Annotated in this window: 21 protein-coding genes; 20 read left to right on the top strand and 1 reads right to left on the bottom strand. The window is 46.1% G+C overall.

Annotated features, from left to right (window positions below; all coding sequences use genetic code 11):
* Positions 1–30: 30 nt before the first annotated feature.
* The gene (locus V1499_RS15075; RefSeq protein WP_409270705.1) at positions 31–951 is read right to left on the bottom strand and encodes a Na/Pi symporter; all 921 of its coding nucleotides are present in this window, start codon (positions 949–951) and stop codon (positions 31–33) included.
* Positions 952–1,187: 236 nt separating this feature from the next.
* Here V1499_RS15075 and rpsU point away from each other — a divergent pair, with 236 nt between their 5' ends.
* The 20 genes from rpsU to rpoD all read left to right on the top strand — a co-directional run bounded on the left by rpsU (position 1,188) and on the right by rpoD (position 19,421).
* A complete protein-coding gene (rpsU, locus tag V1499_RS15070) occupies positions 1,188–1,361 on the top strand; it encodes a 30S ribosomal protein S21 (RefSeq protein ID WP_026692851.1) in 174 nt (57 codons plus the stop codon).
* 14 nt (positions 1,362–1,375) lie between these two features.
* Positions 1,376–1,819 (top strand): GatB/YqeY domain-containing protein, encoded by a 444-nt coding sequence (locus V1499_RS15065; RefSeq protein WP_409270704.1) that lies wholly within the window; start codon positions 1,376–1,378, stop codon positions 1,817–1,819.
* A gap of 152 nt (positions 1,820–1,971) precedes the next feature.
* A complete protein-coding gene (locus V1499_RS15060; RefSeq protein WP_409270703.1) occupies positions 1,972–2,607 on the top strand; it encodes an NfeD family protein in 636 nt (211 codons plus the stop codon).
* A 78-nt stretch (positions 2,608–2,685) separates the two neighbouring features.
* Complete coding sequence (gene floA / locus V1499_RS15055) at positions 2,686–3,672, top strand: flotillin-like protein FloA (protein WP_409270702.1); 987 nt, start codon at positions 2,686–2,688, stop codon at positions 3,670–3,672.
* 38 nt (positions 3,673–3,710) lie between these two features.
* Positions 3,711–4,169 (top strand): hypothetical protein, encoded by a 459-nt coding sequence (locus tag V1499_RS15050; RefSeq protein WP_409270701.1) that lies wholly within the window; start codon positions 3,711–3,713, stop codon positions 4,167–4,169.
* A 96-nt stretch (positions 4,170–4,265) separates the two neighbouring features.
* Entirely contained in the window at positions 4,266–4,568 is a 303-nt protein-coding gene (gene yqfC / locus V1499_RS15045) for a sporulation protein YqfC (RefSeq protein ID WP_409270700.1), read from the top strand.
* Positions 4,565–5,755, top strand: coding sequence for a sporulation protein YqfD (gene yqfD / locus V1499_RS15040; protein WP_409270699.1), 1,191 nt, complete (start codon positions 4,565–4,567; stop codon positions 5,753–5,755). The genes yqfC and yqfD overlap by 4 nt, the downstream gene beginning before the upstream one ends.
* Positions 5,756–6,715 (top strand): PhoH family protein, encoded by a 960-nt coding sequence (locus tag V1499_RS15035; RefSeq protein WP_409270698.1) that lies wholly within the window; start codon positions 5,756–5,758, stop codon positions 6,713–6,715.
* A 224-nt stretch (positions 6,716–6,939) separates the two neighbouring features.
* Entirely contained in the window at positions 6,940–9,126 is a 2,187-nt protein-coding gene (locus V1499_RS15030; protein WP_409270697.1) for an HD family phosphohydrolase, read from the top strand.
* A complete protein-coding gene (ybeY, locus tag V1499_RS15025) occupies positions 9,123–9,593 on the top strand; it encodes an rRNA maturation RNase YbeY (protein ID WP_409270696.1) in 471 nt (156 codons plus the stop codon). Before V1499_RS15030 ends, ybeY begins: the two co-directional genes overlap by 4 nt.
* The gene (locus V1499_RS15020) at positions 9,571–9,969 is read left to right on the top strand and encodes a diacylglycerol kinase family protein (RefSeq protein ID WP_409270695.1); all 399 of its coding nucleotides are present in this window, start codon (positions 9,571–9,573) and stop codon (positions 9,967–9,969) included. The genes ybeY and V1499_RS15020 overlap by 23 nt, the downstream gene beginning before the upstream one ends.
* 326 nt (positions 9,970–10,295) lie before the next feature.
* The gene (era, locus tag V1499_RS15015; protein ID WP_409270694.1) at positions 10,296–11,219 is read left to right on the top strand and encodes a GTPase Era; all 924 of its coding nucleotides are present in this window, start codon (positions 10,296–10,298) and stop codon (positions 11,217–11,219) included.
* A gap of 138 nt (positions 11,220–11,357) precedes the next feature.
* On the top strand, positions 11,358–11,501 hold the full coding sequence (locus V1499_RS15010) for a YqzL family protein (protein WP_409270693.1): 144 nt from the start codon (positions 11,358–11,360) through the stop codon (positions 11,499–11,501).
* A 30-nt stretch (positions 11,502–11,531) separates the two neighbouring features.
* Positions 11,532–12,284 (top strand): DNA repair protein RecO, encoded by a 753-nt coding sequence (gene recO / locus V1499_RS15005; protein WP_409270692.1) that lies wholly within the window; start codon positions 11,532–11,534, stop codon positions 12,282–12,284.
* Between the two features lie 301 nt (positions 12,285–12,585).
* The gene (locus V1499_RS15000; RefSeq protein ID WP_409270691.1) at positions 12,586–13,968 is read left to right on the top strand and encodes a glycine--tRNA ligase; all 1,383 of its coding nucleotides are present in this window, start codon (positions 12,586–12,588) and stop codon (positions 13,966–13,968) included.
* A 30-nt stretch (positions 13,969–13,998) separates the two neighbouring features.
* Positions 13,999–14,631 (top strand): helix-turn-helix transcriptional regulator, encoded by a 633-nt coding sequence (locus tag V1499_RS14995; protein WP_409270690.1) that lies wholly within the window; start codon positions 13,999–14,001, stop codon positions 14,629–14,631.
* 33 nt (positions 14,632–14,664) lie between these two features.
* On the top strand, positions 14,665–15,468 hold the full coding sequence (locus V1499_RS14990) for a pyruvate, water dikinase regulatory protein (RefSeq protein ID WP_409270689.1): 804 nt from the start codon (positions 14,665–14,667) through the stop codon (positions 15,466–15,468).
* A gap of 474 nt (positions 15,469–15,942) precedes the next feature.
* Entirely contained in the window at positions 15,943–16,434 is a 492-nt protein-coding gene (locus tag V1499_RS14985) for a DUF188 domain-containing protein (RefSeq protein WP_409270688.1), read from the top strand.
* 14 nt (positions 16,435–16,448) lie between these two features.
* Positions 16,449–18,254, top strand: a complete 1,806-nt coding sequence (dnaG, locus tag V1499_RS14980) for a DNA primase (RefSeq protein WP_409270687.1) — start codon at positions 16,449–16,451, stop codon at positions 18,252–18,254.
* Between the two features lie 39 nt (positions 18,255–18,293).
* Positions 18,294–19,421, top strand: a complete 1,128-nt coding sequence (gene rpoD, locus V1499_RS14975) for an RNA polymerase sigma factor RpoD (protein ID WP_409270686.1) — start codon at positions 18,294–18,296, stop codon at positions 19,419–19,421.
* Positions 19,422–19,611 lie beyond the last annotated feature (190 nt).

Here is a 19,611-nt window from a genome sequence, read left to right as displayed (position 1 = left end):
TCCTTGTTTTAAAAAAGAGTCTTCACCACGCTATTTAGCGTGGAAATACATAATCATCCTCCCGAATCTCTCCGCGAAAGGCAATGCAAGCAAAGAAGTTGCAACATTGAAGATGACACTGATATGGGCAAGCTGGACATCAGGAGATTTGGCGATGGCCGGTCCCAGATTACCAAGCGTGGGAATGAGCGGTATAAATAACAGGACTCCAATGACATTCAGCCAAACATGGGCGAATGCTGCTAGCCTCGCTTCCTCGCCGCCTCCGATTGCCGCGATAAGCGCGGTAATGCATGTCCCGATATTTGCGCCAAGCATGACGGCAATCCCCGCTTCGAGTCCGAGAACGCCGGAAGTAAGGAAACCCATCGCAATTCCTGTCATTGCCGTACTGGACTGGATAATAGCGGTCATTAAGGCTCCGGCAGCTATGCCAACGAGGATATGCTCGTTTAAGGACAAGAGGAGCTTATGGACGGCCTCTACAGACGTCAGGGGCAGCGATAATGCCTCGAACCCTTTCATAGCTGTAAAGACGGACGCAATGCCCAGGAGGACCATCCCGGTACTTCTCCAAACGACCTTCCTTGCAAAAACTAATAAGCCGCCAGCAACTGCGATTGGAATAAGGATTTTTCCCAAATCAAAGGTGATCAATTCCGTTTTGAACGTTGTCCCGATGTTCGTTCCCAAGATAATCCCGATTGATTGGGGAAAGGTGAGAATTCTGGCGGAAATCAGTCCTATCGCCAAAACCATGACAGTCGAGCTGCTTTGGAGGACAGCTGTAACCAATGTGCCGGTGGCCATTCCCTTGAATGGGGTGCTCGTTAATTTTTGGAGCAGCCGCTTCAGCCGGTTCCCGGAAATATTGAACATCCCGATCCTGATAATGGTCATCCCCAAAATGAACAGCCCAATGCATAAACAAAATAAAACAATGTATTTCACGGCATTCACTCCCTTTACCAGTCTATGGCCTGTCCGGGGATAGAATGATTCTTTTTTTCTTTATGGTGACCGTTCGGGCATATTAAATCGGGATTATTTTAAAAAAGATGGACACTAAACTTCATCCTGAACGTAAATTCAGTTGACCTCAATAACAGGTTGTATTATAATGGCAAAGTACATGGATTTCCATGTGTTTGATGTGAGTGTGTTGTGTTCGGAGGGAGGGAAAGAGAATGTCTAAAACCGTCGTTCGTAAAAACGAATCGCTTGAAGATGCTCTTCGTCGCTTCAAACGTACAGTTTCTAAAACTGGTACATTGCAAGAAGCTAGAAAGCGCGAATTCTACGAAAAACCAAGTGTAAAGCGTAAAAAGAAGTCTGAAGCAGCCAGAAAACGTAAGTGGTAAGAGAGGGTGGACCTATGAGTCTTCTCGAGCGTTTGAATAATGATATGAAACAAGCGATGAAATCAAAAGACAAAGACAAGCTTACCGTTATCCGGATGATCAAGTCCTCCATGCAGAATGAAGCCATTAAGCATGGCCGCGAATTGACCGGGGAAGAAGAGCTGACTGTCCTTTCACGCGAAATGAAACAACGGAAAGACTCCCTTCACGAATTTGATAAAGCAGGTCGTCCTGACCTTGTTGAAAAATTGCGCCTGGAGCTTTCGATTGTGGAACTTTACATGCCTCAGCAGCTTTCCGAAGAGGAACTGGAAGAAATTGTGAAGGAAACAATCGCTGAAACCGGTGCTAGTTCCAAAGCGGATATGGGAAAAGTGATGGCTGCCATCATGCCAAAGGTCAAAGGCAAGGCAGACGGGTCACTTGTTAATAAACTTGTGCAACAACACCTTTCATAATTCAACTGACATCAATGGCCGCAGGCGAAAGCCTGCGGTTTTACTATGAGTTGATAAAGTGATGGCGCCTCCAAATTTTGTATTAGAATATTGAAACTTTCAGGCCCGTGTAACGTACATAATAGAGCATAGATTTAGGGAGGGGGATAGAAATGACCGAATTTATTACAGATCCTATTGTTGTAACTGTGCTGCTTTGCATTGCAGGGATGGCGATGGTCCTGGAATTGTTTTCACCAAGAATAGGCTTGCCGGGACTTGTCGGCCTCTCCGCACTGCTGCTGTTCTTTTACGGCCACTTTATGGCCGGGTTGGCGGGGTTTGGTACGCTCGCCCTTTTTATTGCTGGCATTATCCTGATATTCCTTGAGTTTTTCCTTCCGGGCGCGGTAGCCGGTACACTTGGGATCGCGGCGCTGGTGGGTAGTTTGTTCATGGCGGGGGAAAACACATTTCAAATGGGGGTTTCACTGCTTATCTCGCTATTATTTTCAGTTGTCTTATTCATTTTGTTAATAAAAGTGTTCCATAAAAAAATGACCATTTTTAATTCAATGGTCCTGTTTGACACTGCCCGTAAGGAAGATGGGTATGTTTCGAACGAAAACAGGAACGACCTGATGGGCAGGGAAGGGGTTGCGCAGACCGTCCTGCGTCCTGCCGGCACCGCAATTTTCGGCAATGAACGTGTCGATGTAGTGACGGAAGGGTCCTTCATTGCGAAAAATGCTAGGATTAAAGTAATTGAAGTTGAAGGTCCACGTGTTGTAGTAAGGGAGATAAAGTGAAGCCGCCAAAAAAAAGTGGAAAGTTAGCTTCACAGTATTTCACTTATTAGGATATAGAATGAAGGAGGATAAAACAACATGACAAATGAAGCTGTTTTTATTATTGCGATTGTAGCGGTCGCGATCATTTTATTCGGGATATTGCTATCTTTCGTCCCGGTCATGCTATGGATTTCCGCTCTTGCGGCGGGTGTCAGGGTGAGCATTTTCACCTTAATCGGGATGAGGTTGCGCCGCGTGACGCCGCACCGGGTCATCAACCCGCTCATTAAGGCGCATAAAGCGGGCCTAAATGTTACGACGAACCAGCTTGAGAGCCACTATTTGGCCGGGGGGAACGTGGACAGGGTCGTAAACGCGCTTATTGCCGCCCACAGGGCAAATATCGAGCTGTCGTTCGAAAGAAGCGCGGCGATTGATCTTGCCGGGCGTGACGTGCTTGAAGCGGTACAAATGAGTGTTAACCCAAAAGTTATTGAAACACCATTCATTGCAGGGGTTGCGATGAACGGTATTGAAGTGAAGGCAAAAGCTAGGATTACTGTACGTGCGAACATTGACCGGCTTGTTGGTGGCGCCGGTGAAGAAACCGTTGTCGCCCGTGTCGGGGAAGGTGTTGTCTCGACGATTGGTTCTTCCGAGAACCATAGCAAGGTACTTGAAAATCCAGACCTGATTTCCCAAACGGTTCTGTCGAAAGGCCTTGATGCAGGAACTGCATTTGAAATCCTGTCCATCGATATCGCGGATGTGGACATCGGCAAAAATATCGGCGCTGAGCTTCAAACTGAACAAGCCGAGGCCGACAAGAAAATTGCCCAGGCAAAGGCGGAGGAGCGCCGCGCGATGGCGGTTGCGAGCGAGCAGGAAATGAGGGCAAGGGTAGAGGAAATGAGGGCGAAGGTTGTCCAGGCGGAGGCTGAAGTACCGCTCGCGATGGCGGAAGCACTGAAAACTGGCAATATCGGCGTCATGGACTACTTTAATTTCAAGAATATCAACGCCGATACCGATATGAGAGATTCGATCGGCAAAATGGGCAAGGATAAAAAAGATGGCCAGTAACATCCTGGAACTGCTGAAGGCAGGGAAGGAGGCTCCTAATGGAAAGGCTTTTTGATAATCCAATCCTATTGTTTGTGTTAATTGCAATAATTTCCTCCATGTTTTCAAAAATCAAAACGAAACCTGAAAACGAAAACAAGCGTCCCGGCAGGCTCCCAGAGCTGGCTCGAGAGCTGCAGGAAATGTATGGGGAAGTGGCCAGGGGCGAACAACGGGAAACGAGCAGGCTACCCGAAAGGCGCGAGAAGCCCCAGGTACAAACGCGAACCGGGAATGCTGAAGCTGTCCGGGAGGCAGTAAACCCAGCTCCCGTATTGGCGGCAGCAATCGAAAAAGGTGAACAATCCAAAAGGCCCGTGCTTCAGGATACGGACAATGGCAGGGACACAAAGGAAATGTCCATAGGGCTGGCAACCGAGAAAAATCTCGCAGATGCCGTTGTGTGGGCGGAAATCCTCGGCCCGCCCAGGTCAAAAAAGCCTTATTATAAAAGATAGCCGGATTGCCCCGCTTTTAGAGCTTGGATAGAAAAACAGGTGCTAGAACTTTCTTTCATTTCATAAATATATGGAGTGAAAGGAGGTTCTTTTTTTATGGCAAAAAAATGGGGCCAGCGCCTCCGAAAATGGGTTGCAGCAAAGATGGATCTTCCCCAGGACGTCATGATGGATTTGCCGAGGATTACAATGATTGGCCAAATCCATATTTATGTCGAAAACCATCGCGGGCTGCTTGCCTTCACAGACAGGGAAATAAGGCTGCTGCTGAAAAAGGGGCAGCTTTTAATAAAAGGAAAAGCATTTGTTATTAAAACCATCTTGCCTGAAGAAATTTTGCTTGAAGGGAAAATTGACCAGGTTATTTATATTCAGGAAGATGCCGGGGGGCCAAAATGAAAAATCAGTGGGTGGAGTTTTTATCTGGCAAAGTGACGGTGAAGCTTACTGGCAGGGGAATCGAGCGTTTCCTGAATGTACTGGCAAAGAACGGAATTCAAATATGGAATGCCAGGAGAATTTCCCCCGAGGCAGTCCATTTTACGATGAGCCTTGGCGACGCATTGAGAATCCGGAAGTTTGCGAGGGGCAGTGAATGCAAGGTGTCTTTCATTAGAAGGAAGGGAGCTCCTTTCCTTTTGAAAAGGCTCCTAAAGAATAGCGGGTTTTTAATTGGCGCCGTCTTTTTTTTCTCTGTCATTATGTTGTTATCAAATATCGTTTGGGGTATAGAAATAAAAGGAGCAAAACCCGCAACCGAATATAAGATTCGCCAGGAACTGGACAAACTTGGGGTAAAAAGAGGGAAGGCGATGTTTTTCCTCGATAGCGTTGAAACAATACAGAAGGAGCTGACGAATCGGGTCGAGGCAATTACTTGGGTAGGGGTTGAACTCCGCGGTACCACCTTCCATTTTCGTGTTGTCGAGAAAAAACAGCCCAAGGCTCCTGAATCCATTGGGCCGAGGCACTTGATTGCAAAAAAGGAAGCGGTGATTACAAATTATTTTATCGAAAAGGGCCAAAAGCTTTTTGAGGTAAGTGACCGTGTCGTGCCCGGGCAGCTCCTTGTATCCGGGCTCATTGGAAGGGAAGGAGCGTTTGAAGCGGTAGCCGCAAAGGGTGAAATCTGGGGTGAAACATTGTACAGGGGGGAAATCGAACTTCCCTTAGCCGCCACGTTCCAAGTATTTAATGGCCAGGAGCAGCAAAAGCATTTTCTGTGTGTTGGCAACTTTGAGTTTCCAATCTGGGGATTTGGGAAAATAAACTTTAAGAATTACGAAACAGACACCTCCGCCGTACGAATGAAACTATTCAAATGGGAGCTTCCTATTGCATATGTGAACAAGACGGTGCGGGAACGAGAAGAAGTAAGAAGGATCTACTCTGGCAAAGAGGCGATTGAAAGGGCTTCCGAGCTGGCAAGGGCAGATATAAAAAAGCATATAGATGAAAATGCTATGATAAAAGGTGAAAAAATTTTGCACAGCTCGATTGTGAATGGTAAAGTAAAGCTGTCAATTCTTTATACAGTTGTAGAAAATATTGCGATAGGACAACCCATTATCCAAGGAGACTCATGAATGACTGAAAATTCAAGAATGATTCAACTACAGCTTGAAAATCCAAATGAGGCAGTTACTCTTTTTGGAAACTCGGATTCAAACCTTAAAATTTTGGAACAGGAGCTTCAGGTTTCGGTCATTTCCAGGGGCGAGGCTGTCCATGTGGCGGGACCTGAGGAAAACGCGGAGCTGGCCGCCTCGGTGCTAGACAAGCTCGTACATGTCATCCGGAAAGGCATTGGCATCGGCCAGCGCGACGTACTTTATGCGATTGAGCTTGCCAGGAAGGGGACTCTGGATTACTTCGAAAATTTATTCGAGGAGGAAATCGCCCGGAACGCCCGGGGTAAAGCGATAAGGGTCAAAACGATCGGGCAGGGATATTATATCAATGCCATGAAAAAGAATGATATGGTATTCGGAATCGGCCCTGCCGGTACTGGAAAAACATATCTTGCTGTCGTTATGGCGGTGGCCGCCCTCAAAAACGGAACGGTGAACAAAATCATTTTGACAAGGCCGGCTGTCGAGGCGGGGGAAAGCCTCGGCTTCCTTCCGGGGGACCTGAAGGAAAAGGTTGACCCGTATTTGAGGCCCCTTTACGATGCCCTTCACGATGTGCTTGGAATGGAACATACCGTCAGGCTGATTGAGCGGGGAACGATTGAAATTGCCCCGCTTGCCTATATGAGGGGAAGGACACTGGATGAGGCGTTTGTCATCCTGGACGAAGCCCAAAACACAACCCATGCCCAGATGAAAATGTTCCTTACCCGCCTTGGGTTTGGATCGAAAATGGTCATAACCGGGGACAAAACCCAGGTAGACCTTCCAAAAGGCGCGAAATCCGGATTGTTTTCGGCCGAGGAAATCCTTGATGGAGTCAGGGGAATCGCTTTCGTCCGCCTTGAACAAAGCGATGTTGTCCGGCATCCTCTCGTCGGGCGAATCATCGAGGCATATGGCAAAGTTGAATGACATGACAGGCTGCTCCATTTGGGGCAGCTTTTCCAATTTATCACTTTTCCCGGTAATCTATGTGTTCTCCTTTCTTCACGTTTCTCCCTTTCATATTGGAAATATAAGTGAAACTTGCTGAAAAACCTGTTATGATTTTGAAAAGGGAAGCGATGCCAGTAAATTCAGTAATTACATAGAGAGAATATTTGAAAGAGCCTCGCTTTCGGGAAAGGGGAACCAGTATGGTTATGCTTCGGTACCAGTTTCAGAAAATTAAACGGCTGCTTGATATACCTTTTTTTCGCATCCTTTTCTTTGCCTTCATCGGGGTAATCCTGTTTCTGGCAATGTACGGAAATGTTAAACCGGATAAATTGAAGCTGGGTCAATTTGAAATTGCTGAAAAGACAGTTGTATCCCCGATTACGGTCGAGGATAAAGAAAGTACGGAGGCAAAGCGCAAACAGGAACTAGAGCGTGTCCAAGGGGTATATAGGCTAAAAAGTGAGTATACCCAAAACCAGGTCGATTTGGTGGCCTCGATTTTTGATACGGCAATCAAGGTGAACCAGGAAATTCAGGACGATTTGAAGAAACCAGCCGAAGATGAAGAAGCCAGCGAGCCAAAGTCCGAAACTCCCGAGGAAATCCCGGTTGCCGACAAGGTGAAAAAACTGAAGGAGAAGCTTACCCACGCTGTTATAGAGGAACTGCCGGAAGAGACTTTTATCACGCTCGTTTCTGCTGATAAAGCGCAACTGGAGATTGCAAAAGATCTTACAGTAACAGCTGTCAATAACGTAATGAGCAAGCCCATCCCGGCTGATGAGGTTGAAAATGCAAAAAAGAAGGTTGAAGAGGAATTAAAATTTTCTGCGCTTAAACCAAGCCTGAAACGGGCCGCGATTGTTTTGGGGCGGTACGCTGTTATCCAGAACGAGTTTTATGATCCCCAGGCAACCGAAGAAGCGCGGAGGCGGACCGCCGAAACCGTGGAGCCAGTCAAAATCCTTGAAGGGCAGGTCATAGTCGAAGAAGGCGAATTGATCAGCCATGAAATTTACAGGCAGCTCAAATTGGCTGGCCTTCTGGATAGCCAGGATTCAAAGAAGCCGCTTCTTGGACTGCTTTTCCTGATAACAATTATTTTATCAGCCATTTATTATTATTTTTTGGAGCGAAAAAGCCAGCCTGATAAAAACCAGACGGATCTGCTTCTCTTTGGGATTGTTTTCTGCTTTTCAATCATCCTCATGAAAATTGTCAGCCAGTTCCAGCAATTTGGATATGAGGGTGTCAGCTTCCTGTTCCCTGCGGCGATGGCCGGCATGATGATTAAAATTTTGATTGACGAAAGGCTTGCCTGGCTTACTGCGGCGGTCCAGGGGATTTGCGGAAGCATCATTTTCAATGAAGAGACAACTGGAGCTCTCAATATGTCTGCAGGGATTTATATCCTGTGCGCAGGCTTGGCTGTAATCCTTTTCCTTAAGGATCATAGTGCAAGGTCAAAGATTCTTCCAGCTGGTTTTTTCGTTTCTTTCGTGAATTTTTCCGTCATATTTTCTTTGCTATTTCTCAGAAACACCCAGTATTCTGGGATGGAATATGGCCTGATCTTTATTTTTTCCGCTGTATCCGGGATAGCATCCGCGGTCCTGGCAATGGGCCTTTTGCCATTCCTTGAGGCCAGCTTCGGTATACTGTCCACAATGAGGCTGATCGAGTTGTCCAACCCGAACCATCCGCTGCTAAAAAAAATCCTGACAGAGGCACCGGGAACGTATCACCACAGTGTGATGGTTGCGAATATGTCGGAAGCGGCTTGTGAGGCAATTGGCGCAAATGGCCTCCTTGCCAGGGTTGGATGCTATTATCACGATATTGGAAAGACAAAGCGCCCGTTGTTCTTTATCGAAAACCAAATTAACGGGGATAACCCTCATGATCGGCTGTCGCCGGGGAAAAGCGCGCAAATCATTATCGCGCACGCCACAGATGGGGCTGCCATGCTGAAAAAGCATCATATGCCTAAAGAAATCGTCGACATCGCCGAACAGCACCACGGAACCTCGTTAATTAAATTCTTTTACCATAAAGCAAAACAGGCGGGGAATGAAATTAACGAAGCCGATTTTCGTTATCCAGGACCGAAAGCCCAGTCGAAGGAGGCGGCCATTATCGGGATTGCCGACAGTGTAGAAGCGGCGGTGCGCTCAATGGCGCAACCGACTCCGGAGCAAATTGAAGCCCTTGTCCATTCAATTATTTCGGACAAGCTACAGGATGGCCAGCTGGATGAGTGTGATTTAACGCAAAGGGAAATAAAAGTGGTGGAACATACACTTTGTGAAACGCTGAAGGGGATTTTCCATTCAAGGATAGAATACCCTACAGATATGACAAAACAAAAGGTGATGGATGCATGAAAATGATAATTGATTTTTTGGATGAAACTGGAACGGTGGCAGAGGAAGATATTTCCCAGCTTGAAAGCCTGCTTAATTACGCTGGACTTCAAATGAATATTGAAGAGGGCAGTGAAGTCTCGGTTACCTTTGTGGGAAATGAACGTATTCAGGAAATCAACCATGAGTACAGGCAGAAGGATGCCCCCACCGATGTACTGTCGTTCCCGATGGAAGAGCCGGGCGAAGGAGAGATTGAAGTTTCCGGTGGCGATTTGCCAAGGATATTAGGAGACATTATCATTTCCATTCCGAAAACAATAGAACAAGCGGAGGAGTACGGGCATTCGTTTATGCGTGAACTTGGGTTTCTCGCCGTTCACGGTTTCCTTCATCTCCTAGGCTATGACCATGAAACAGAAGCGGATGAAAAGGAAATGTTTTCGCTTCAGAAGGACATTCTCGATGGATACGGGCTCACCAGGTAAGGACGGGGCATTCCTAAGACGCCTCTTGAAATCGTTCGGTTACGCCATAACGGGAATTTTGACGGCGGCCCAAAAAGAAAGGAACATGCAAATCCATATAGCCGCAGGTTTTGCAGCGGTTTGCCTTTCCATATTTTTCTCCATTTCCAAAATGGAATGGCTCTTTATCCTTTTGGCGATTGGGGGAATGCTAGCGCTTGAGCTGATGAATACAGCGGTGGAAAGGGTGGTCGACCTTGTAACAAAAGATTTCCACCCGGTAGCGAAACAGGCAAAGGATATCGCAGCGGGGGCTGTGCTCGTTTATGCCTGCTTGTCTATTTTGATCGGCGTCATCATTTTTTTGCCCAAAGTAGTGGCGATGATAGGAAGGTAAAAGGCAGGCACAGTTCCTGCCTTTTTATTTTTGAAAAAATCCAGGCCGATTTGAAATCGGGATTGTATATTGATACAATGGCGAAACAAGCCATAGGAATTTAAAATAATTTCAAGAAAATTCGAAATTATTTTTGGGAAATGTCTTTGGAGGGATGAAACGGTCCTCATTTTAAGGTAAGATGGAAGAAGAAAATATTGAAATTCATCCCTGGGGATCTATTATTCCAAGGGGAAAAAAGGTTTAACAATTTGCAAAGAGGCAATAAAAGAAACTACAGCAGAAGGTTTTTTCCCTTCATAGCTAACTTCCGGAGGATTGCAAGCATGGCAAATGGAGCAAGTGTGGAAAAAGGCCATAAATCGGGATTCATCTCAATTATTGGGCGCCCAAATGTAGGCAAATCCACTTTTCTAAACAGGGTGATCGGGCAAAAAATCGCCATTATGAGCGATAAGCCGCAAACAACCCGCAATAAGGTGCAGGGGGTGCTAACCCTCGAAGATGCACAGCTTATATTCATTGACACGCCGGGCATTCACAAGCCCAAACATAGACTCGGCGACTTCATGATGAAGGTGGCCCAAAATACTCTAAAAGGGGTCGACCTTGTCCTTTTCATGGTAAGCGCTGAAGAAGGTTTTGGTAAAGGCGAGGAATTCATTATTGAAAAACTGCAATCTATAAAAACGCCGGTATTCCTGATCATTAATAAAATCGATAAAGTCCACCCGGACAAATTGCTTGAAATTATTGATGATTACAAGAATCGGCATGCGTTTGAAGCGATTGTACCGATTTCCGCACTGGAAGGGAACAATGTTGACCGCCTTCTTGGACAAATAAAGGAGTACTTGCCGGAAGGGCCGCAATTTTACCCGGCCGACCAGGTTACCGATCATCCAGAACGGTTTATTGTTTCCGAATTAATTAGGGAGAAGGCCCTTCACCTAACGAGAGAAGAAGTTCCCCATTCATTAGCGGTCATTATCGAAAAGATGGAGCGCGATGAAAATAAGGATATGGTTCACGTCATGGCCGCGATCATTGTCGAACGCGACTCGCAAAAAGGAATCATTATAGGCAAACAGGGCGGGATGCTAAAGGAAATCGGGAAGCGGGCAAGAATGGACATTGAGCAGCTTCTTGGAACAAAAGTGTATTTGGAACTTTGGGTAAAAGTGCAAAAGGATTGGCGGAACAAAATGTCTAGGCTGCGTGAATTTGGGTTCCGTGAGGATGAGTATTAAATATGGGTTAGTTCAAATCTATTCATGGACACGATTAACAATATTTTCGCATTATTATTTTCGAATGGCAGGCTAAGATAAATGTAACCAGGGATTACGATTTCAAGCTAGTCTATTAAGGAAAGGATGGGGTTTTCAATGTTGGATTTTACCTGGAAGGTGTTCAGTCAAACAGGTAATATTGACACATATCTTCTCTTTAAGGAAATGGAGAAGGAAAGCACAGAAATACCCGGCAATTTCGACGAAGAGCTAGCGCAAGCAGATTATCCTGTTTCATAAGTTTGTCAAAATACCTGGATGGTGAACGGGATGCTTCAAAAATGTGAAGGCATCATCATAAGGACAACCGATTACGGTGAAACGAACAAGGTTGTCACTTTATTTACCCGTGAATGGGGCAAAATCGGAGCGATGGCGAGAGGGGCGAAGAAGCCAAGCAGCAGGCTTTCGGCGGCGACCCAGCTCCTGACACATGGTTATTTTTTGGTCAATAAAGGGAGCGGGATGGGAAGCCTCCAACAGGGAGAAATCATTTCTTCCATGAAGTCGATTCGCGAAGATATTTTCCTTACGGCCTATGCTAGCTACATTGCCGAACTAACCGATAAGGCGGCAGAGGACAGGAAACCAAACCCGTTTTTATTTGAACTGCTTTACCAGACCTTAAATTATTTGAATGAGGGGTACGACCCCGAAATTCTCATGTTCATTTATGAGATGAAAATGCTCAATGTGATGGGTCTTTATCCCATCCTCGATCAATGCGCCGTTTGTGGCAGCACAGACGGGCATTTTTCTTTTTCCATTAGGGAAGGCGGATTCATCTGCCATCGCTGCATAGAAAAGGACCCGTACCATTTCAAGCTTTCCCAGGCTGGAGCTAGGCTTCTTCGGTTGTTTTACTACTTTGACCTCTCTCGCCTTGGCAATATCTCGGTAAAAAAGGAAACGAAGGATGAGCTTAAGCGGATCATTTCGGCATATTATGAAGAATACTCGGGCCTAAGCCTTAAATCCAAAAGGTTCCTTGATTCAATGGACAGCCTGAGGGGGATGGTTTAATGGAGTTGACATCCGTTTCCTTTTTCGCTACTATCTTAATAAAGTATTTAATTTCATAGTTGCAAAGATGGAAAAGAGTACCTGGCTGCTCCTGTAAAAGCGAATCCGGGATGGTGGAAGCCGGAGGACGGGAAACCTGGGAATGGAGTTCCGGAGCAACATTTTTTTAAAGAGGCTGCATTCGTGCAGCAAATAGGGTGGAACCGCGGGTAAACTCTCGTCCCTATGCTTTCTGGCATAGAGGCGGGGGTTTTTTGTTTCGAGCCAGAATACATACACTATCACAAAGGAGAAATGTAAAATGAGCGTTTCAATGGACCAAATTGTCTCCCATGCAAAACACCGGGGCTTTGTGTTTCCCGGTTCCGAAATATATGGGGGGCTCGCGAATACATGGGATTACGGCCCGCTCGGGGTCGAACTGAAAAACAATATCAAAAAAGCATGGTGGAAGAAGTTCGTGCAGGAATCCCCTTACAATGTCGGGCTTGATGCCGCTATTTTAATGAACCCGAGGACATGGGAAGCGTCCGGCCACATTGGTAATTTCAATGACCCAATGATTGACTGCAAAAAGTGTAAATCAAGGCACCGCGCCGATAAAATCATCGAAAATGCGTTGGATGAGAAAGGTATTGAACTTATCGTTGATGGACTTCCTTTTGAAAAAATGGAAGAACTGATTAAGGAATACGATATCGCATGCCCTGATTGCGGCAGCAAGGAATTTACCGGCATAAGGCAATTCAACCTTATGTTCAAGACGTTCCAAGGTGTTACCGAGTCAAGCGCGAACGAAATTTTCCTTCGCCCGGAAACAGCCCAAGGGATTTTCGTCAATTTCAAAAATGTCCAGAGGACGATGAGGAAAAAGCTTCCGTTTGGCATTGCCCAAATTGGCAAAAGCTTCCGAAATGAGATTACCCCGGGGAACTTTACTTTCCGTACGAGGGAATTTGAGCAGATGGAGCTTGAATTTTTCTGCAAGCCCGGCACAGAGCTTGAATGGTTCGCTTACTGGAAAGAGTTCGCGGAGAAGTGGCTGCTTTCACTAGGGATGAGAAAGGAGAACCTGAGGCTCCGTGACCATTCCGATGATGAATTGTCACACTACAGCAACGCGACTACCGACTTTGAATACAAATTTCCTTTCGGATGGGGCGAACTTTGGGGCGTCGCCTCACGTACCGATTATGATTTGAAGCAGCATATGCAGTATTCGGGCGAAGACTTCCATTATCTTGACCCTGAAACGAATGAAAAGTATGTTCCGTATTGCATTGAACCTTCACTTGGGGCCGACCGGGTCACCCTTGCCTACTTGATCGATGCTTATGAAGAAGAACAGCTGGAAGACGGCACTTCAAGGACCGTCATGCATCTTCATCCCGCACTTGCGCCATTTAAGGCGGCTGTTTTACCGTTATCGAAAAAGCTGTCCGACTCCGCAAGGGAAATTTTCGCCAGCCTCGCGAAAGAGTTCCCAGTTGATTTTGATGAGGCCGGCTCGATTGGAAAACGGTACCGCCGCCATGATGAAATCGGCACCCCATTCTGCATTACGGTTGATTTCGAAACGGCCGAGGACAGGAAGGTAACAGTCAGGGACCGGGATACAATGGAACAAACACGCATTCCGATTGAAGAGCTTACGGGATTCCTGAGGGAGAAAACACAATTTTAGAATGGATGTTAGTAGCACAGTGAATAGGCGGTGAGGGACTTGGAACTGAATAAGCGGCAGGATCAAATTTTGCAAATCGTCAAGGAAAACGGGCCGATTACAGGCGAGAATATCGCAGAAAAGCTGAATTTGACACGCGCCACGCTAAGGCCGGACCTGGCGATTTTGACAATGGCAGGATTCCTTGATGCCAGGCCAAGGGTGGGTTACTTTTATACAGGGAAATCCGGCGATCAGCTTTTATCCGAAAAGCTTCAAAAAATCATGGTGAGCGATTACCAATCAAGGCCGGTAGTTGTAAATGAAAATGTTTCCGTATACGATGCGATTGTTACGATGTTTCTGGAGGATGTAGGGACCCTTTTTGTGGTTGATGAAAAATCAATTCTTGCCGGGGTCCTTTCGCGGAAGGACCTGCTCAGGGCAAGCCTTGGCAAACAGGAGTTAACCGCCCTGCCAGTCAATATTATCATGACGAGGATGCCTAATATTACTGTGTGCCGGAAGGAAGACCTGCTCACAGATGTCGCGAAAAAATTGATTGACAGGCAAATTGACGCGATTCCTGTTATTAAGGAAACGGAAGCAGGCTTTGAAGTGATAGGCCGTATTACAAAAACTAGCATAACGAGGGCTTTCGTATCCCTTGGGAACGCGGAATGAGCTTAGTTTAGGAAGAGGGGAATAAAGACGACCATGGACCAGCCAATAATCTATGTAGTGTCCGACTCGGTTGGGGAAACTGCGGAACTCGTAACAAAAGCAGCAATTACCCAATTCAACGGAAACGATATCAAGCTTAAGAGATTCCCTTATGTTGAAGATACCGACAATATCGATGAGGTTATTTCACTGGCGGCGTTTGATAAAGGGATGATTGCATTTACACTTGTAAAGCCTCAGATGCGTGCGTATATGAATGAAAAAGCGAATGAAGCGGGTATTTACGCCGTCGACCTGATTGGGCCGCTAATGGACCAAATCCAGCAGCTTTCCGGCAAAACGCCGCTTTTCGAACCAGGGCTTGTCAGGAAGCTGGATGAGGATTATTTTAAAAAGGTCGAAGCAATTGAGTTCGCTGTGAAGTACGACGATGGAAGAGATCCCAGGGGACTGATGAAGGCCGATATTATTCTGATAGGGGTTTCGCGTACATCAAAAACCCCACTCTCACAATATTTGGCCCATAAACGCCTGAAGGTCGCCAATATACCGATTGTCCCAGAGGTCGACCCTCCAGAGGAACTGTACCGTGTTCCAGCCGAGAAATGCATCGGGCTCAAAATAAGCCCTGAAAAATTGAATTCCATTCGTAGGGAACGATTAAAAACACTTGGACTGAATGACAGCGCAAGCTATGCAAATATAACCAGGATCAAGGAAGAGCTTGAATTCTTTGACAAGGTGATTGGAAAAATTGGCTGTCCTGTAATCGACGTAACGAACAAAGCGGTTGAAGAAACGGCGAACCTCATTTTAAGCAAAGTCCACAGGGGATAAACCAACAGAGGCGGTTTGTTCAGTTGCCGCTAATTCTCCCCTTAGGTGGATTCAGCGGTAGTACGAACCCGATTGGTTCATCTAAGCCGCTAAAAGGCTAGCGGCAAGTTTCACTGTAGCTCACCAATCAAACCTTAAGGGACAGTTGCCCTAAAGGGGCTTACTGTCCCTTAAGAAAGGGAAAAGGATAAACACATGGCCGAATAGGGCATGTGTTTATCCTTTTATTTACATATTTTATTTTCTTAAAAAAACTAGACATATGGATGGCAAAATATTATAAAATGACCTATAATAAAAAATTGTGATAAAAAAACCGCCGTTGCAGGTTTAGACTTGCTTGGCTAGGAATAAACTATTTATTGTCAGAAGTCAAGGGAACGGATAGGGAACGGATAGGAAAAAATTCGACACAATCTCCGATAATCTTTGCCGGAAAAGAAGGAATATGCGGGGGGATGTAGAATTAGTACTATGGATAAAAAACACCGAACAGTGTATGTGGATGCGGATTCGTGCCCTGTTAAAGAGGAGATCGCACAATTGGCGTCCGATTTTTCTGTAGAGGCCATATTTGTAGCTTCCTATGCCCACGCCACGTCCAATCCGCTTTATTTGGGGTGGGAGTGGAAATATGTCGATTCGGATCGGGAAGCGGCCGACCTTTACATTATGAATCATGCGTCCAGAGGCGACATTGTCGTCACCCAGGATATTGGCCTTGCTTCCACTCTCCTGTTGAAAGGGGTTTATGTCCTATCGCCAAAGGGAATTTTATTTGAGGAAAAAGATATCCAGACGGCCCTTGACATCCGGTATATCAAAACAAAGGCCCGCGCCAGAGGCGTTTATGGAAAGGGTCCGCCTCCATTTACCGATGTGGAACGGAACCGGTTTGTGGAGGAACTGGCAGAACTTTTGTCGGTTAGTGCAGGCCCCGGATATCCCGGCGGCCAAGAACGTTAACTGGAGTTGTTTTCATGGCTGAGCGCATCCCCGAAGAAAAAGTCAATCAGATTAGGCAATCTGTTGATATAGTGGATTTTGTCGGTGAATATGTGCAGCTGAAGAAACAGGGCCGCAATTACTTTGGCCTTTGCCCGTTTCACGGAGAAAATTCACCTTCCTTTTCCGTTTCTCCCGATAAGCAGATTTATTACTGCTTTGGGTGTGGGGCGGGAGGAAATGTTTTTTCTTTTTTAATGGACCTCGAAGGAATGCCATTTGTTGAAGCCGCCGCTAAACTGGCTGATCGGGCGGGGATAGATCTTGGGATCACCCATGTATCCACAGAAGCGGAAAGTGCCAGGCAGGCGGGTTTTCAGCCTTTTTTCGAAGCCCATGAATTACTTGTAAAATTTTATCACCATTTGTTGGTAAATACAAAGGAGGGGCAGGAAGCCCTTGAATACCTGCTGTCAAGGGGATTTACGAGGGAGACAATTGATACCTTCCAAATTGGCTATGCTCTGGATTCCTGGGAATTCGTCACAGGATTCCTTCAAAAAAGGGGTTTTAAGGCCGAAGAAATGGAAAAAGCGGGCCTCATCATTAAAAGGGAAAAGGATGGCACGTACTTTGACCGTTTCAGGAACAGAATTATGTTCCCTTTGTTCGACCAAAACGGAAAGCCGATTGCTTTTTCTGGAAGAACCCTGGGTAGCGAGGACGTCAAGTATCTAAACAGCCCCGAAACGCCAATTTTCAACAAAAGCAAAGTCCTTTATAATTTCCATTTGGCAAAACCGGTTATCCGCCGGCAGCACCATGCCGTCCTTTTCGAGGGATTTGCCGATACAATCGCAGCCTACAGGGCCGGGGTGGAAAATGGACTTGCAACAATGGGGACCTCGCTGACCCAAGAACACATCTCCCTTATACGGAGAAACGCCCAATTTGTGACAATTTGCTATGACTCGGACAATGCCGGGATTGAAGCAGCTTTCCGGGCGGCAGGCATGCTTTCGGAAGCAGGAATCGAAATCCGTGTGGCATTGATGCCAGATGGCCTTGATCCCGATGATTATATAAGGAAATACGGCGGCGAAAAGTTTAGGAACGAAATTTTAGGATCAAGCCTTACCTTGATGTCATTTAAATTTCATTACTATCGCAGGGGAAAAAATCTTCAAAATGAAGGAGATAGGCTTGCCTATATCGAAAAGATAGTAAGCGAAATAAGCAGCCTCCAAAAAGCGGTTGAGAAAGACCATTATTTAAGGCAGCTCGCGGCTGAATTCTCGTTGTCACTGGAAGCGTTGAAGCAGCAAATGGCGGAAAACGCCCAGACAAAAAGCATCAGGCAGGAAGGGAAGCCCCGTAAAAGGGAACTTCCGCCAATTGCAGCGGTATCGTCGGCGCTTAAGCCTGCACACTACAATGCTGAGCGCAGGATGATTGCCCATATGCTAAGGGACAGGGAAAACGCCTATAAAATACAAGAAATGCTTAAAGGCAATACGTTCAACCACGATGAGCATCAGGCAATCATCACGTATCTTTTCGGTTATTATGAGGAAAAGGAACAATTCGATTTGGGAGAGTTCCTGAATTATATTAAGGATGAAAAGCTTAGGAGGATGGTTGCCGATATCGAAATGATGACGCTCAATGAAGAATTGGGCGAACAGGAACTTAATGATTATATCCATCAGGTGTTGAAATATCAAAAGTTGTTAAAAATAAAAGAAAAACGCAATCTCCAAAGAGAAGCTGATGCCCAAAAGGATTACCGAAAAGCGATGGAGCTGGGCAAAGAAATAATTGAATTACAAAAATCATTGTAATGCATTGCAATATGCCTGAATTTTGAAGGAGGGGGACCTATGGCTGAAAAATCAGCACGGTCAAACGAGGTCGAGAATGAGTTGACCGTTGAACAAGTGAAAGACCAATTAACAGCACTGGGTAAAAAAGTTGGCCACCTTGCCTATGACGATATAGCTGAAAGAATGGCGAATTATGACCTGGATTCCGACCAAATGGATGAGTTTTACGAATATCTTGGCGACCAGGGAATCGATCTGGTCGGAGATAGTGAAGAGGCGGATCCAAATGTCCAGCAAATATCAAAAGATGATGACGAGGAATTCGACCTTAATGACTTGAGTGTCCCTCCTGGTGTAAAAATCAATGATCCTGTCCGTATGTATTTGAAGGAAATAGGACGCGTCGATTTGCTTTCCGCCGAGGAGGAAATCGAGCTTGCCAACCGGATCGAGGCCGGGGACGAAGAAGCGAAACGCCGTCTTGCGGAAGCAAACCTCCGGCTGGTTGTCAGCATCGCCAAACGATATGTTGGCCGCGGCATGCTTTTCCTTGACCTGATTCAGGAAGGAAATATGGGATTGATCAAGGCCGTTGAAAAATTCGACTACCGCAAAGGCTTTAAATTCAGCACATACGCAACATGGTGGATCCGCCAGGCGATTACCCGCGCAATCGCGGACCAAGCCAGGACCATCCGGATTCCTGTCCATATGGTTGAGACAATCAACAAGCTGATCAGGGTACAGAGGCAGCTGCTTCAGGATCTTGGACGCGAACCAACTCCGGAAGAAATTGCCGAAGACATGGACCTTACTCCGGACAAAGTAAGGGAAATTCTTAAGATCGCGCAGGAGCCTGTATCATTAGAAACACCGATCGGTGAGGAAGACGACTCCCATCTTGGCGATTTCATCGAAGACCAGGATGCGACTTCACCTTCCGAACACGCTGCCTTCGAATTATTGAAGGAGCAGCTCGAGGATGTCCTTGATACGCTGACCGACCGCGAGGAAAATGTACTGCGTCTCCGGTTCGGGCTTGATGATGGCCGGACTAGGACGCTGGAAGAAGTCGGGAAGGTCTTTGGCGTGACAAGGGAGCGAATCAGGCAAATCGAAGCAAAAGCCCTCAGAAAATTGAGGCATCCAAGCCGAAGCAAACGCCTGAAAGATTTTCTTGAATAAAAGGGGCTTCTCCCCAAGAATATGCAGCTTGCCTTTTCCGAAAGGCAGGCTCTTTTTTTTCCTTGCTTCATTTTACTTAAACTGGAATCGGAATGCAAATTGCCTAAGTGAGGCTTTTTTAATTATATACTCTTTTCAAAAAGTTATAAATGTTGAGAAAATAAATATCCCGCCATATAATGGATAAGAA

The organism is Neobacillus oceani (genome assembly GCF_046237595.1).
Classification (GTDB): domain Bacteria; phylum Bacillota; class Bacilli; order Bacillales; family Cytobacillaceae; genus Bacillus_D; species Bacillus_D oceani.
The sequence above is the reverse complement of the archived record's forward strand: the minus strand, read 5'-3'. Positions and strand labels throughout refer to the sequence as shown.